The organism is Exiguobacterium sp. s143 (assembly GCF_018618895.1).
GTDB lineage: Bacteria > Bacillota > Bacilli > Exiguobacteriales > Exiguobacteriaceae > Exiguobacterium_A > Exiguobacterium_A abrahamii.
Map to the genome: position 1 here is coordinate 146,197 of NZ_JACSMX010000004.1, position 15,295 is coordinate 161,491.

At 42.0% G+C, this 15,295-nt stretch carries 13 protein-coding genes and 1 pseudogene; 6 read left to right on the top strand and 8 right to left on the bottom strand.

Annotation, left to right across the window (positions count from 1 at the left end; genetic code table 11):
- The first annotated feature begins 64 nt into the window (after window positions 1–64).
- Window positions 65–517, top strand: coding sequence for an OsmC family protein (locus KNQ03_RS13695; RefSeq protein WP_214725242.1), 453 nt, complete (start codon window positions 65–67; stop codon window positions 515–517).
- Between the two features lie 89 nt (window positions 518–606).
- Here KNQ03_RS13695 and KNQ03_RS13700 read toward each other — a convergent pair.
- Window positions 607–1,811, bottom strand: a pseudogene (locus KNQ03_RS13700) (IS3 family transposase).
- Window positions 1,812–2,034: 223 nt separating this feature from the next.
- Here KNQ03_RS13700 and KNQ03_RS17080 point away from each other — a divergent pair.
- Window positions 2,035–2,244: an IS3 family transposase gene (locus KNQ03_RS17080; protein WP_251140325.1), complete on the top strand. Its 210-nt coding sequence runs from the start codon at window positions 2,035–2,037 to the stop codon at window positions 2,242–2,244.
- A gap of 205 nt (window positions 2,245–2,449) precedes the next feature.
- Here the strand turns inward: KNQ03_RS17080 and KNQ03_RS13710 are convergent, their stop codons facing one another.
- Both KNQ03_RS13710 and KNQ03_RS13715 read right to left on the bottom strand, forming a co-directional pair.
- A complete protein-coding gene (locus KNQ03_RS13710) occupies window positions 2,450–3,631 on the bottom strand; it encodes an MspI family type II restriction endonuclease (protein ID WP_214725156.1) in 1,182 nt (393 codons plus the stop codon).
- Between the two features lie 88 nt (window positions 3,632–3,719).
- Window positions 3,720–4,667, bottom strand: coding sequence for a DNA cytosine methyltransferase (locus tag KNQ03_RS13715; RefSeq protein WP_251140319.1), 948 nt, complete (start codon window positions 4,665–4,667; stop codon window positions 3,720–3,722).
- 116 nt (window positions 4,668–4,783) lie between these two features.
- On the opposite strand from KNQ03_RS13715, the gene KNQ03_RS13720 reads away from it, so the two are divergent.
- Window positions 4,784–5,254: a very short patch repair endonuclease gene (locus KNQ03_RS13720; protein ID WP_214725158.1), complete on the top strand. Its 471-nt coding sequence runs from the start codon at window positions 4,784–4,786 to the stop codon at window positions 5,252–5,254.
- A gap of 27 nt (window positions 5,255–5,281) precedes the next feature.
- Complete coding sequence (locus KNQ03_RS13725) at window positions 5,282–6,466, top strand: class I SAM-dependent rRNA methyltransferase (protein WP_195866036.1); 1,185 nt, start codon at window positions 5,282–5,284, stop codon at window positions 6,464–6,466.
- An 84-nt stretch (window positions 6,467–6,550) separates the two neighbouring features.
- Here the strand turns inward: KNQ03_RS13725 and KNQ03_RS13730 are convergent, their stop codons facing one another.
- Complete coding sequence (locus KNQ03_RS13730) at window positions 6,551–7,549, bottom strand: zinc-binding dehydrogenase (protein WP_149428039.1); 999 nt, start codon at window positions 7,547–7,549, stop codon at window positions 6,551–6,553.
- A gap of 109 nt (window positions 7,550–7,658) precedes the next feature.
- Between KNQ03_RS13730 and pepT the strand changes: the two genes are divergently transcribed.
- Window positions 7,659–8,894 carry a peptidase T gene (gene pepT, locus KNQ03_RS13735; RefSeq protein WP_214725246.1) on the top strand — a complete coding sequence of 412 codons (1,236 nt, stop codon included), beginning with the start codon at window positions 7,659–7,661 and terminating at the stop codon, window positions 8,892–8,894.
- A 39-nt stretch (window positions 8,895–8,933) separates the two neighbouring features.
- Here the strand turns inward: pepT and KNQ03_RS13740 are convergent, their stop codons facing one another.
- From KNQ03_RS13740 to KNQ03_RS13755, 4 genes are all read right to left on the bottom strand, one after another.
- Window positions 8,934–9,953, bottom strand: coding sequence for a WxLIP family cell surface protein (locus tag KNQ03_RS13740; RefSeq protein WP_149428041.1), 1,020 nt, complete (start codon window positions 9,951–9,953; stop codon window positions 8,934–8,936).
- A 23-nt stretch (window positions 9,954–9,976) separates the two neighbouring features.
- On the bottom strand, window positions 9,977–10,669 hold the full coding sequence (locus KNQ03_RS13745; protein WP_167507595.1) for a WxL domain-containing protein: 693 nt from the start codon (window positions 10,667–10,669) through the stop codon (window positions 9,977–9,979).
- 16 nt (window positions 10,670–10,685) lie between these two features.
- Window positions 10,686–12,254 (bottom strand): hypothetical protein, encoded by a 1,569-nt coding sequence (locus KNQ03_RS13750; protein ID WP_214725160.1) that lies wholly within the window; start codon window positions 12,252–12,254, stop codon window positions 10,686–10,688.
- A 232-nt stretch (window positions 12,255–12,486) separates the two neighbouring features.
- Window positions 12,487–13,356: a prohibitin family protein gene (locus KNQ03_RS13755; RefSeq protein WP_149428044.1), complete on the bottom strand. Its 870-nt coding sequence runs from the start codon at window positions 13,354–13,356 to the stop codon at window positions 12,487–12,489.
- 299 nt (window positions 13,357–13,655) lie between these two features.
- On the opposite strand from KNQ03_RS13755, the gene KNQ03_RS13760 reads away from it, so the two are divergent.
- Window positions 13,656–15,278 (top strand): ABC-F family ATP-binding cassette domain-containing protein, encoded by a 1,623-nt coding sequence (locus KNQ03_RS13760; RefSeq protein WP_023469778.1) that lies wholly within the window; start codon window positions 13,656–13,658, stop codon window positions 15,276–15,278.
- Window positions 15,279–15,295 lie beyond the last annotated feature (17 nt).

Genomic DNA, 15,295 nt, shown 5'->3' on the forward strand with positions numbered 1-15,295 from the left:
CACATGAGCAGAATAGGCGAAAAATCATACTAAACTTCGTATGATGGAGGCATGGAGGCGATTGATCATGAAGCACCATTTTCATTTAACTGCAGACTGGCCGGGCAATCGCAATGATGTCGGTCAGATCGAGACGGGTGAACTAAAAACAAAAATCTCAATTCCGGACGCCATGGATGGTCCAGGGGTTGGTACGAATCCAGATGAGATGTTACTTGGGGCTGCTGCTACGTGCTATATCATCACGCTTGCCGCGATGCTTGAGCGTAGTCACATTCCAAAAGTCTCGTTAACGATGGAATCTGAAGGCATCGTCGATGTCACGAACGGTGTCTTCACATACGACGCGATCATTCATCGTCCGAAACTGTTATTGCCATCTGATCTGTCGGATCGTGATGTGGAGAAGGCACAACGTCTTGCTGAAAAAGCGGAAGGTTCGTGTATGATTACGCGGGCGCTAGCTGGTAATGTTAAAGTATCGCTTGAGGCGATTATTGAGGTTGAGAAACGATAGAATGATATCCTCCCCAAAAGTAGGCAATTGAAATAATAAAAACTGTCTACTTTGAACTGCCCCATAAAAGTTAGACAATAAATAACTTGTCAGGCGACCTTGAGGACCTGAGTCCGGTATTCCACCGGGCTCAGGTTTTTTAGTCGTCTCTTGATACGAAGATGGTTATAGTACTCGATGTAACGTTCGAGCTCATATTTGAAGTGATCCATGTCATTGAATTCCTTGAGATACAGGAGCTCTGACTTGAGAACGGCGAAGGAGCTTTCGATGGCTGCGTTGTCGAGACAGTTGCCCTTACGGGACATACTTTGCGTAATGCCGTGCTCGTGGAGCGTACCGACGAACGCTCGATACTGATAATGCCAACCCTGTTCGGAATGCAGAATCGGCCGGGCTTTCCCTTCGAGCTTCCCGATTGCCTGGTCCAACATTTCGCCAACGAATCGATATGTAGGGCGGTCCGATAGGGTATAGGCAATGATTTCACGGTTTCCCAAGTCCATCATCGGCGAGAGGTAGACCTTCTCCTCGAACAGGTGAAACTCAGTGACGTCAGTCACCCATTTCTGGTTCAGACCGGTGGCCTTGAAGTCACGTTGGAGAAGATTCGGTGTGACCTCTCCGACTCGTCCTTTATAGGAGCGGTATCGCTTCATGCGGACGAGACATTTGAGACCGAGCTCGTTCATGAGACGGCGCACGGTCTTCGGATCGTGTCGGAAGCCTTGGCGTTCGAGAAGTGCGTGAATGCGACGATAGCCACATCGTCCCTCGTGTTCGTGGAAGAGGGTATGGATGGATGCCTTCACCTCCGCATACTTGTCTTCGCCCGTCAGACGCGTCCGCCAATAGTAATAGACGCTCCGCGCCATACCAAGCACGCGGAGGAGTCCCGGAACGGGATAGATTGATCGCAATTCGTCGATTACTTGTGCCTTGATCCGGTTCGTCGCGCATTCTCTTCTTGAACCAAGGCTTTCAATTTTTTTAACGCAGCGTTCTCCATCTCGAGATCATCCCCGGGGAGGAAATTCGGTATTTTACGGGCGTCTCTCTATTGGACAGCTTATTGGTCGCCATATCGTTTAATACCTCCAGTTTAAATGCCAGCGAGTGTGTTTTATAAGAAGGATCGAAGATCGTTTCCCCCCCAACGCTCATAGAGACGTGACCACTCACGGACCAGGTTACGCGCTATCCCGAATTCTTTCGCCACACCTCGGTATCCGTCTCGTCCTGTCAGATAACGCTCAGCAACCTGGACTTTAAACGCCTTCGTATATTTGACCATAAAAAACACCCCATAAAAGTTGGATTTTTATGTCCAACTTTTATGGGGCAGTTCAGATCTATTCGCACCTTCGTTCTTGGACACTCAAAAAATAATCAGATCGTATTCGATACACTTGAACTTGCTCTGCAGGGCGCACCCGAAAACCTTCCCTTACTTCATAGTTATCGAGGCTTCTAATACGTTCCGTCACATGACACGCGTGGCAGGTATTACACAAAGTATGTCTCGGATTGGTAAATATATTGATAATGGTCCGACCGAGTCTGTTTGGGGAGCCTTGAAATGCGAAAGTTATTATCTACATAAGTTTACGGAGTTCGACGAAATCCAACTTGCGATCCAGAAGTATATTCATTTCTACAATGAAGAACGATACAAACAACAACTAAACGGCTTAACTCCATTAGAATACAGAGCTCAAGCCGTTTAAGTGATTTTTATTATTTATACTGTCTATTTTACGGGGAGCAGTCCAGGAATCTATGTCTGTACTTAATTCAATAGGACCTGTCTACAGTCTGATATTATATTTAAGTCATTTTTTAAAGCAAATTTTTCTATCAAATCACGGAAAATTATCGATCTACTTTTTAAGTTCAACTCTTTTGGCGCCACATATACAAAAATGATTTATTTTACAATACCCTCCCTTTAAGCTGGATACTTTTTCCTCTTTCACCTGTGTAAGTAAACTGAAAAGGGCTGTTAAATTGTCCATTCTTTACTTCATTCAAAATTTTATTGATGTACTCTTCTTTATGATAAATTATTAATTCTTTCGTCTCGTTTTTGTAAACAGTAAAAAATTCAGCATTTTGAATTCCTGTTCCAGCCCCTCCTACTCCACAATAAGCCCACTCTATTAATTTCTCATAGTATTTAGGAAAATATTTATTAATAGCATTTCTACTTTCCTCACTAATTTGAGTAGGAGCTCCCTTTTCTTGTAATTCACCTAAAGCATATTTTAATGGTTCTTCTTGTATTTTCAATACTTCAATAAAAGAATTTACCGAATATTGATGAACTGCAACCCAGTCACTACTTGTTCTTTTGGAACTGATAGTAAAAATTTTCTCCTTTAAATCTTTAAAAACAACTTTAACAATTACATCAGTTTTAGGCTTACCAGCTCTGATCTTCGATTCGTTTTTATTTAAATTAGGAACAATATTTGTTGCTTCAATTTTTAATATGTTTTCGCTTAAAGAAATACCAAATTTACTTAAAATTTTATAGAAATATGGGAAATAAAAACCTATTTCCTTATCCATTTTCCGATTCCAAATATCTAAATTGTATTTACTAGAAAGGATATCTACTAATAAGTTTTCAAAAGCTGTTCCTTGCAAAGCTTTGACTTTCGAACTTTTTTCTTTTTCTAACCATTTTTCTTCAACTAAAAAATAAAGCTCTGTAAAACTAACAATATTATCAATTTTCGAAAAAATTTCTTGGTTTTCAATTGTCATTTTATATTTTTCAAACAAATCAATTTCTTTTTCTTTAATCATATCAGGATAAACTATTAGTACTTTTTTATAAGATTGATCTATTTTTTTGAAATTTAGAGCGTTCCACTGATAACCATTTATCCTTTCTCTCGGATAAGAGGTAGTTGTTTGTATCAACCATTTTTCATCATCATAAAACTCTACTTCTAGTGAAAAGTAAAACTGTTGTTTTTTTAATGGATAACCTATTCTAGGTTTTTTTTTAAAACTTTTAATATACTTTTTATCCAATAATTTTTCTAATAAAATTTCAATCATATTAGAGTGCATTTCTCCACGCAAGTTTCTCAAATCTTTAATCATTACTTTAAAACACCTCCAAAAAAATAAGATTACACCAATTATTATACATAAAAGGTGTAATCTTGGTATTTGAATTGAAATTAAAAATTTATATACTCAGTTCTATTTGTTTATCTATTAAATTTAATTTAATAGTATTTTTAATACAGTTTGCAATTTCTCTCACTACTGGAACAGCAACACTGTTACCAAATTGTCTGTACATTTGTGTTCTAGAGACAGGAACTATAAAGTCTTGAGGGTACCCCATGATTGCTTTACATTCTTTCTCTGATAGTAATCTTAACCCTGTTTCTCCATCTCGTACAAAAGTTCCAGTTAACCTTTGAATTTTATGATAGCTAGCAACTAATGTTTTTACTGGGAATTCAGATGACTCATCGATGATTTGAGGACGACCATCGTCCTTTTTAAACAAATAATTCTCTTGTGTTTTTTTCGTAATAGAGTAACCTTTTGCTCCCCATTCGATATACTTATTGATTGGCTCTTTGTTAGAAGTTCCTTGTGGAAAATCAAAGTCTTTTATTCCTAAGTCATTTCTAAAACCTACAATATAAATCCGTTTTCGGTTTTGAGGAATCCCAAAGTCAACTGAATCCAAAACTTTATAGAATACGGAATAACCAATTTCTAATAATGCATCTTGAATAACACGAAAAGTTTCACCTTTTTGTATAGTCAATAATCCCACTACGTTCTCTAAAAGAAAACTTTCTGGCTGTTTTTCTTTTAGGATTCTTAATACATCGAAGAATAAGGTTCCTTGAGTTTTATGAGAAAACCCCTCTCTTTTTCCAATATTACTGAACGGTTGGCATGGAAATCCTGCAATTAATATATTATGATTTGGAACTTCACTTTCGGGAATTAAAGTAATATCACCTTGAGGCTTTTCTCCAAAGTTTGCTTCATACGTTTGTTGGGAAAACCTATCCCACTCAGAAGAAAATACACACTCACTATTCTCATCTGTAAAGGCTAATCGCATGCCGCCTATTCCAGCAAACAAATCTATAAATTTGTATTTTTTCAATATTGTCACCCCTCTTTAATCTATTACTTAAACTTGAATGAACATCAATATATCTTTTTTACGATCATTAGTTCTCACTTATTAAATTATAACTTATCGGGGGTGTTATACAAAGTATGCTGAATAAAAAAAATGATATCAATAATAAAGCAAAATCAAAAGATACAAAACTTGAATTAAGAATTAGAAAAAAATTATGGCATAAGGGTCTTAGATATAGAAAAAATCTCACTAGTTTGTTTGGTACTCCAGACATTGCTTTTCCAAATTTAAAATTTGTTATTTTTATTGATTCATGTTTTTGGCATGGATGCCCGCAGCATTTCAAACTTCCTAAAAAAAACTCTTCTTTTTGGAGAAATAAAATTGCTAAAAATACTGAGAGAGACTTAGAGGTTACAAAACACTATACTTGTATCAACTGGACTATACTAAGATTTTGGGAACATGATATAAAAAACAATCCAGAAGCAGTTATTAAAGAAATTGTATCTACCCACAACAAACTCAAAAATGAGAAACTAAACAAACGTTTTCCTTTTGAGTCCGATAACACACACACAATGCCACCCGATGAAGAATGTTGATATTTTTTTAGAAATGAGGAAATTAACATGCCCCGTGAACTTTATCCAGTTGTCGTCAAACCAGAATGGATTGAATCGATTCAAAGCGGGTATCCCGCGTTACGCAAGGAAATGTTCGAAGCTTTGCACCATGTCAAAGAGGCAGGCGGACTGCTTCATCTGATGACAGAACATAAAGAATACCTCGCGACCGGTTATTTTGGCAAGCAGGAAAAAGGTGTCGGTTGGACTCTCTCAATGGACGAGCAAGAAGCGATTGATGTCGCCTTCTTCAAACAACTTTTTGAAAAAGCGTTAGACAAACGAAATGAATTTTTTGAAGAGTATTCAGAAGCCTTCCGTATCTTTAACGGTGCTGGGGATGGTATTGGTGGTTTGACGATCGACTGTTATGATCATCATTACCTCATTACATTCGAAAATGAAGGCATCTATACATTCCGCCCACTGATTCTTGAGGCTCTTGAATCACTACTGAATTATAGAAGCATTTATGAAAAACGAGATTTCCTCGTCGATCTTCAACCGGTCAAAGGCGACGACTTTTTGAAGGGGGAACGAGGCGATTTTCCTGAAGTCGCACAAGAATATGGTGTGTTGTATGAGTATGACTTGGATGCTGGCATGCGGACTGGTTTTGACATTGCCCAACGTGAACTACGCCGAATCCTTCTCGATTCCGTCGAACGAAAGACCGTACTTAACCTCTTTTCCGATACAGGAACGTTAACGGTAGCTGCCCTTTATGGTGAAGCTGCCCGAACGACAAGCGTTGATTTCTCGACACGTAGTCGAAATAAGACAAAAGATAATCTGATGTTGAACAGTTTTACTCCCGAAAAACAGAAGATTATAGTTCAGGATGCGTTCGACTACATCGAACAAGCGGATAAGAAGACTCGTTTTGACGTCGTCTTATTCCATCCGCCCGTACAAGTTAATACACGGACGCGTCAGTTTCGGACGGAACAGGATCTCGCCCTTTGGATCCAAAAAGTCATTCATCTGACGAATCGTGGAGGACTGCTTGCGATTACGACAGATAGTCCTGCTCTTGATGCCTCACAATTGAAAAAAGCTGTCGAGCAGGCATTCAACAAGTTGCGTCAAAAATTCGAAGTCGTATGGGAGCAACCGGAGCAGAAAGATTTCCCGACTCCTCCTTCCATGCCACAACTCGCTCCAAAAAGCATTCTTGTTCGCCGTAAATGATCTGTTATATAAAAAATCCGCTACCGAATTTTTCAGTAGCGGATTTTTTATATTTTTAACAGGAAATGTAAAATGAATGGAGAATCATTTTTTAGGGGTTGGATATACACTCACCTTACCAAAATGTGATGTTTGATCAAATCGTTGATAGAGATCGTTTAACGCATCGCGTTCATAAGGAATCTGCTCTTCAATCCGAATCTCGATGACACCCTCTTCCACTAAATGAACGAGTTCTGATAAGTGACGTTGCTGTTGTTTCATCTCCTCTACTTTTCCTTTCAGTAACGGAAGCGCGACGAACACAGCTTCAAGGGACAAGGCTTTACTATGCATCATCGTTAAATCTTGTGTCGTCCGTGTCGCGATCGAAATGATACGTCCCCGCTCTTTTGCGAGTATGAACGATTCTTGTAAATGGTCACCACCGACTGTATCAATGATGACGTCGAATCCGTCCAGATCCAGTCGGTTTAATAACGCTTCAGCTGATTCTTTCTTGTACCGATGAACGCGAATCCCTTTCGCTTCTAGCCAAGCTGCCTTCTCGTCAGAAGAGGCGCTCGCTGTGACGTCGCATCCATAATGACGAGCAAGTTGCACGGTAAGATGTCCTACTCCACCCGTTCCACCTGCTACATATACACGAATGCCTGGAGTAATCGCGATTCGCTCTTTTAATATTTCCATCGCGGTCAACCCAATCACCGGTAAGCAACCAGCAACCTCAGCCGAGACCCCTTCCGGTCGGAAGACTGCCATCTGTTCAGGCACAAGCATTTCTTCCGCTAGCGCACCGGCACGTGTTCCAAGTCCACCGCCGAATGCGACGATGCGATCGCCGATAGAAAAAGACGTCACACTATCCCCAATCCCAATGACTTTCCCCGTTACATCCCCCTGGAGAATTCCAGTCGTCGAAGCCGCCGCCACATGTCCGAAGAACATCTTCGTATCAAGTGGATTGATGCTCGACCCCTCGATTTGAACCCGTAATTCGTGTTTCCCCGCTTTTTCAGGTGTGACGTCTTTTTCTGTAAGTGATGCGTCTTTTCCATACTGATCGACTACGAATGCTCTCATGAAAAATTCCCCCTTTTTCATTATTAGTCTATCATGATTCAGAATTCTCTCACATTATGCGTTCATGCTATGATGAAGGTATCTTATGACGAGAAGGGACGGTTTTGATTTGAAACAAGAATTGATTGATCGTCTAACTACATACGTGAAAGTCGATACACAGTCGAACTATGAGAGTACGACTGTTCCAACAACTGAAGGGCAATGGACACTAGCTCGTTTGCTCGTAGAAGAATTAAAGACCATTGGCATGGAAGAGGTCACGGTCGATGACAATGGTTATGTCATGGCGACGTTACCCGCTAATACAGATGCAGACATTCCGACAATTGGTTTTCTTGCTCACCTGGATACAGCAACGGACTTTACAGGTACGAATGTTCGTCCGCAACTCGTGGAAGCCTATGATGGAAATCCGATCACGTTAAGTGAAGTACCGTCCGTCATCCTGTCGCCAACTGATTTTCCGGCACTACACAACTATGTTGGTCATACCTTAATGACAACGGATGGTACGACATTACTCGGTGCCGATAATAAAGCCGGAATCGCAGAAATCATGACAGCCATGCATCATCTGATTTCACATCCAGAAATCAAGCATGGTCGCATTCGTGTTGCCTTTACGCCAGACGAAGAAATCGGTCGTGGACCACATCACTTCAATGTCGAAGCATTCGATGCCTCGTATGCTTATACGGTTGACGGCGGTCCGCTGGGTGAACTCGAATACGAAAGCTTTAATGCGGCTGCAGCCAAAATCGTCTTCCACGGAACAAATGTCCATCCGGGAACAGCAAAAGATAAGATGGTCAATTCGCAGAAACATGCGATGGCATTCCACGATCGTCTTCCTGGAGAAGAGTCTCCTGAATTCACGGATGGTTTCGAAGGCTTCTTTCACCTGATTTCGTTTGATGGTTCTGTCGAAAAAACGACGCTCGACTATATCATTCGTGATTTTGATCGTGAGGCGTTCGAAGGACGGAAACACTTCTTATCTGCCCTTGTCGATGAGTGGAACAAAAAGTATGGCGCCGGCAGTGTCGAAATCGATTTACACGATCAGTACTACAACATGCGCGAAAAAATCGAACCCCATATGCACATCGTCGATATCGCTCATGCAGCGATGGAGTCGCTTGACATCACACCGATCATTAAACCAATTCGTGGTGGGACGGATGGATCACAACTTTCATACATGGGTCTTCCAACACCGAACATCTTTACCGGTGGCGAGAACTACCATGGCAAGTTTGAATTCATTTCGGTCGATAATATGGTCAAAGCAACACAAGTGATCATTGCCATCGCTCAAGGATTTGAACAAGCTTCGCGCTAATCAAAAAGCAGATTCTCAGCGCTGAGAATCTGCTTTTTTTCATGTCTGGCGTTGTTGTTTTTTCAAACGATAGATGTAACCAATCAGCAAAAAGATAATCAACGTCGAGGCAATCATGAGTTCCTTCGACCATTCACCGACGAAGGAGTTGGAATTTTCCTCAATCTCTCGCTCAGGCATCTGTTCTTTCATCTGGTCTGCTTGGCGCTTCGTGATTTTAAAGCTGTCTTTCCACTTCCACGTCTTTTCTTTTCCTTCAACACGGATATTAATTTGATACGTACCTGGTTCTAAGATTCCTGTCGTTTCAATCGGTGTTCTCATATAAATCGACGGAGCAAATCGAACTTCCGTCGCTTTCCGAACGACGACTTTTTTGCCTTGCGTGACGACGGCTTCGAACTTCATAGGCTGACTGATCGTCGGTACCTGATTGGCTAGCTTAACAAAGACAGTCGGTCTAGAAAAAGACGACTTTGCCTCTACCCCTTCGTACGTAATCTCGGGCGCCAGGTCTTTAATCGAAGATCGGACTTTCAAACCGATGATGTAAGAGTGACGATTTTGAATACCGATTGTATTTTTTTCAGCTGTTTCTTTTTCTGGTTTCTTCTCGACCCGAACACCAGCTAACAAGGTACCGTCTAAATCGTTCACGATCTCAAGTGGTAAAGAAACGACTTTTGATTCGCCTCCCTTGATGAACGTCGATGTCGCGTTCGGTTGAATGAGATCCGTCAACGAAGTCGGAGCTAACGGGACCGGTTTCTTTTGATCGTAAACGATCAAACCATTATCGTTCGTCGTTGCATTCCGGATTGATGTCAAAAACGTATGATCATCAGGTCCGTGATTGAAAATCCGAACTTGAATGTTTGTCTTTTGTTTTGCCGTCATACGTAAGTCAAAGTACGAGACACCAGAATCCACTTGGTAGGCATTCGGAACGGCTTCAATCGAAAAATTGACGCGATCTTCTGCAAAACTAGTCGAAGGTATGACGCAGAATAACAATACATAAAGTAGTATAGCAAGACAACTGGCTCCCCATCGTTTCATCTTTGTCTTCACCTGCTTTCCAATCAATTCACGACATCCGTAAGCGTCCAGTCGAGTGTTGCGGTGTGTGTGCCTTGCACTTGAGAATTGATTGGTACATTGAGTTTGATGTAATCGTTATCGGTTCCATTACCCTTCCAGTAAATTTGCCAAGTTGAGAACGTTCCTTCTGGGGATGTTAATATCGTTTGCGCATCTCCTGCATTTCCTGGTGTCAATGTTATATCTCCTGTCGTAGGTGCCGCGAATCCTGATACATTCACTAATGTTTGAACAGTACCGGCATCAATGGATAAAGTCGAACCTATTAACGAGGGCTTTCCACCTTCATCTATAAAGTCTCCCAACTTCACAGTTACTTCCCATTCTGTCCGATTAACCCGTCGATCCGTTACTTGGAGAAATGGTTTTTGATCAGTCGCCTTAAACTCAGCTTTATTGGAAAGCAATTCGTTTGATCCAAAATCAAAGTTAGGCGCATAGTCGAGTGTCAATGCTCCTGTATTTCCTGTAGGTGTATTTCCGCCGTTTTTGTCTGGTTCATATGGATTGTTCGGGTCCCGATCATCTGGATCCACGATGACCGGTGCTTCATTCGTCGTGAACGTAATTTTTGCCGTCGACTCGCCCGTAGAAGTCGCCGCCCATGCAGTGGTTGTTCCTAAAACCAAAGCTGTGCTCATCAATACCGTCGAAACAGCGAAACGTTTCTTCATTTCTGTTCTCTCCTTTTCATGGTGCATTGATTAAACTCCATTGAATGTCTGCGCTATACGATGAAGGTTTTGGATATTTGCCAGTTAAGTCGAGAATGATCCCTTCGTTTTCTGCGTAGGTTAACGGTGTCTGATTCGAGCTTGCCGACATCGTCCCTGTTGCGATTTCAATAGCAGTCGTTTGTAACAATTGGGTTTTCGAAGTGGTCTTAAAATAAAGAACATCGCTCAACACGTCATTGTCTGTACTCGTCAAAGGACGACTGAGACTTGCTTGTAACTTCCAGCTGTAACCTGTTGCATTTTCGTGCGAAATAGAAATCGTCATTGGGGACAAGCGAGGGATTATTTTCTCACGTCCTGTCAACTCATGACTTCCGAAATCTAGCGTATCCGGAACACTTAAGTTGAATGTAGGTCCGATTCCAAGTGTTGCTGTATCCGTACCACTACTTAAAACATTCAAATCAACTAACCCATCTGCTAAAACACTCCGGAATGTATAGACTTTATCGACTCCGACTGGTAATTTTCCGACTTTGAAAGATAAGGTGAATCGATCGCTACTTAGAAGAGATAGCTTTAATAAAGAGCTAACATCAGCATAAATTTGGTTATTCGTTCGATCGATTATTGCTGTCGCATCTCTCGTTTGCGATCCAATCCCAAGTAATCCATTATAGCGATATTGAAGTTTGACGGAACTCGTTTCAATACTTTGCATCACTTCTGGTGGTAATCGAAAAATAATATATCCACTTGATAAATTTAAGCCCAACAATCCAGAAACAGTATTTTCTAATGTGATCGTTTTAGTCGTTCCATTATAAGAAGCATCTAAGCTTGATGTTCCGAGCAGTGCTACTCCAGCAAGCATCGGTACAACCGCTTGTTGCTTCTCTTGTCTTGGTTTAGGTGACGTTAGGACAGGAGTTTCGATTTCGTTCGGTGATTCTGCTTTACCAGAATCAGGTTGGTCGGGAATTTTGTTTTCCTCTTCATCAGTAGGTGCTGTCTCAGGTGTCAGTGGATCGTCATTCTCGGTTGGAGATGTCTCTGGTGTTGATGGGTCTTCACTTTCAGTTGGGGGTATCTCTGGTGTTGATGGATCTTCATTCTCAGTTGGAGGTATCTCGGGTGTTGGTGGATCTTCGCTCTCGGCTGGTACTGTCTCAGATGTTGGTGGGTCTTCGTTCTCAGTTGGAGGTGTCTCAGGTGTGGATGGGTCTTCGTTCTCAGTTGGAGGTGTCTCAGGTGTGGATGGGTCTTCGTTCTCAGTTGGAGGTGTCTCAGGTGTGGATGGGTCTTTACTCTCGGTTGGGGGTGTCTCGGGTGTTGGTGGGTCTTCACTCTCGGTTGATGGTGTCTTCTCTACTTCTACGAGTTCTTCGCATTGTTCAATTTCCTCTTTTTCCAACAAGTCCTTTTTCTTTGGATCATTCAACGTCTCTTCACAAAACGATGACGTCAAAGGGTCTGGAATCTCGAATTCCTCAGTCGTCGCATGACTGTGCGGAATCGGAAAGCTTGTTGCCAGTAAGATCATTAAGATGATAAAAAGATTTGGTGATCGATTTCGATACAATAAAATTCCTCCTTCAATTGGAACAATTCATTGACCTAGTTGATCTAAATGACTTTTCTTTACATCTTTTTCCTTCTAAATAAGTTAATTAAACCATTAATTTGGGATTTAAAAGATATAAAATATATCATTATTTATTGGTATATTAAAATTTAATGCCATAAGAGCATTAGTACAGTCATTTTATTATGATGAAATAAAAAAATGTGCTTGTCTCCAAGCACATCGAGATTTAATTCTTTTCTTCTGTCGTATCGTTTGGAATCGGTAATTGAACCATACTACCCGACCCACTGACGAGTGGTGACTTTCCGTCCCATTTCTTGACAGCTTCGTATTGAATCATCTCTTCTGTCAATGTCTTCTGTAGTTCTTTTTGAGCTTTTGCTAAACCTTGGGCTTCGATCAAACGCGCATCTGCTGCTCCTTTCGCTTCTACACGAAGACGCTCTGCTTCTGCTTTAGCGATTTCAAGATCCGTTTTCTTTTTATCAAGTTCCTGCGACGCTTTGACACGCGCATCGATTGCTTCCTGTGTCTTTTCATCTGGTTTCGGCGCACCGAGTGCGACATCTTCGATGATGAAACCGATATCCTTGACGTCTTCTGCAAACTGCGTCTGAATGCTCGTCGAGACATTCCCTGATTTTTCACCGAACAGTTCAAGGACGGTAACTTTCGAGATTTGCTCACGCGATGCATCATAGAGACGTTGTTTCAGATATCCTTTTGCGATCTCATCGATTTCAATCGGTCCGAACTTATTGAAGACTTTCGTCACCTTATCCGGTGAGACGGAGAAGCTGTATGTAAAGTCGACGACGATGTTCTTTCCATCCTTGGTCGCAAGCGTCATGTTTTCAAGCGCTTTTGTCTGTGTCCGAATCGGATACTCTGTCACCCGTGTAATCGGTGAAACGACATGCCAACCTTGCGATAACGTCTCATCTTTGACACCGCTTGATGGTGTATAGACGACACCAACTTGTCCAGGTTCGATTTGTTCAACGATGAACGGTGTTGTTGCAAGCAACGCTAGTACGAGCACACCAGCGATGATCATCGATGGGCGAATTTTTTTCTTCGGTTTGATTTCTCTCATTCTGAATCTCCTTTATCGATCTTTTCTTGGATATAACGGTAGAGTTCCATGCCAAGCAAAACGATGAGGGCGAAAAACAATAATGTGAAAAAGATGGCCATCTAACCCCTCCTCTAACGAATTCCTTACTTTCTTCTACGTATCTATCTGGAAAATGTTTCATTTTTTTAAATGTCTGGTTGCTTATTTTTAATTTCTGTCCTAATATGGAGGGAACTTTGCCTGCTCTACGACAGATCACGATTTGTGGTACACTCGAATGAGCACATCACTTACTAGAAACGAGGGTTCATCTCTATATGATTACAGTACAAAACGTCGGTCTTCGCTTTGCAGACCGAAAATTATTCGAAGACGTCAACATCAAGTTCACACCAGGTAACTGTTACGGTCTGATTGGTGCAAACGGTGCCGGTAAATCGACATTCCTGAAAATTCTCGCTGGTGACATCGAAGCACAACAAGGCGATGTCATCATCACACCAGGCGAACGTTTAGGCGTTCTCCGTCAGAACCATTACGAATACGAAGAATTCCAAGTCATCGAAACGGTCATGATGGGACACAAACGTCTCTATGAAGTCATGAAAGAAAAAGATGCGATCTATATGAAAGAAGATTTCTCGGACGAAGACGGCATGCGCGCTGCTGAACTCGAAGGTGAATTCGCTGAGATGAACGGTTGGGAAGCAGAGTCGGAAGCCGCAATGCTTCTTCAAGGACTCGGCATCAAGGAAGACCTTCACTCGAAAACGATGGCTGAGCTGACAGGATCGGAAAAGGTCAAAGTCTTGCTTGCACAAGCGTTGTTCGGCAAACCAGACATTCTCTTACTCGATGAGCCGACGAACGGACTTGATTTGAAAGCCGTCAAATGGCTCGAAGAATTCTTGATCGGATTCGAGAACACGGTCATCGTCATTTCCCACGACCGTCACTTCTTGAACAACGTCTGTACGCACATGGCGGATCTCGATTACGGTAAGATTCAATTGTATATCGGAAACTATGATTTCTGGTACGAGTCAAGTCAGCTTGCTTCGCGCATGGCAAGTGACCAAAACAAGAAAAAAGAAGAGAAAATCAAAGAACTTCAAGCCTTCATCGCGCGTTTCAGCTCAAACGCTTCAAAAGCGAAACAAGCGACGTCGCGGAAGAAATTGCTTGATAAAATCACACTCGACGACATTCGTCCATCGTCACGCCGTTATCCGTTCGTCGGTTTCACACCGGAACGCGAAATCGGAAATGACCTCTTGATGGTTGACGGTATCTCGAAGACGATTGATGGTGTCAAAGTCCTTGATAACGTCCGCTTCTCGTTGAACAAGACGGATAAAGTCGCGTTCATCAGTCAGAGCGATATCGCGATCACGACTCTCTTCAAGATCCTTATGGGTGAGATGGAACCGGATAGCGGTACGTTCAAATGGGGCGTCACGACTTCACAGTCGTACTTGCCAAAAGATAACTCGGAATTCTTCGAAGGCTCGGACAAGACGATCCTCGATTGGCTCCGTCAGTACTCACCGGCAGATGAGAGTGATACGTTCCTCCGTGGATTCCTCGGTCGGATGCTCTTCTCAGGAGAAGAAGTTATGAAAAAAGCCTCTGTCTTATCTGGGGGCGAAAAAGTCCGTTGTATGCTTTCAAAAGCAATGCTCAGCGGTGCTAACGTTCTCGTCCTCGACGATCCAACGAACCACTTGGATCTCGAATCGATCACAGCACTCAACGATGGCTTGATCGCTTACAAAGGTGCGATGCTCTTCAGCTCGCATGACCATCAGTTCGTCGAAACGATTGCGAACCGTATCATCGAGTTGACGCCAAACGGTATCGTCGATAAAGAAACGACATACGATGAGTACTTGAACAATGATACGATCCAACAGCAATTAACAGCGTTATACGCACAATGATGTCAAAAGAGACCGGA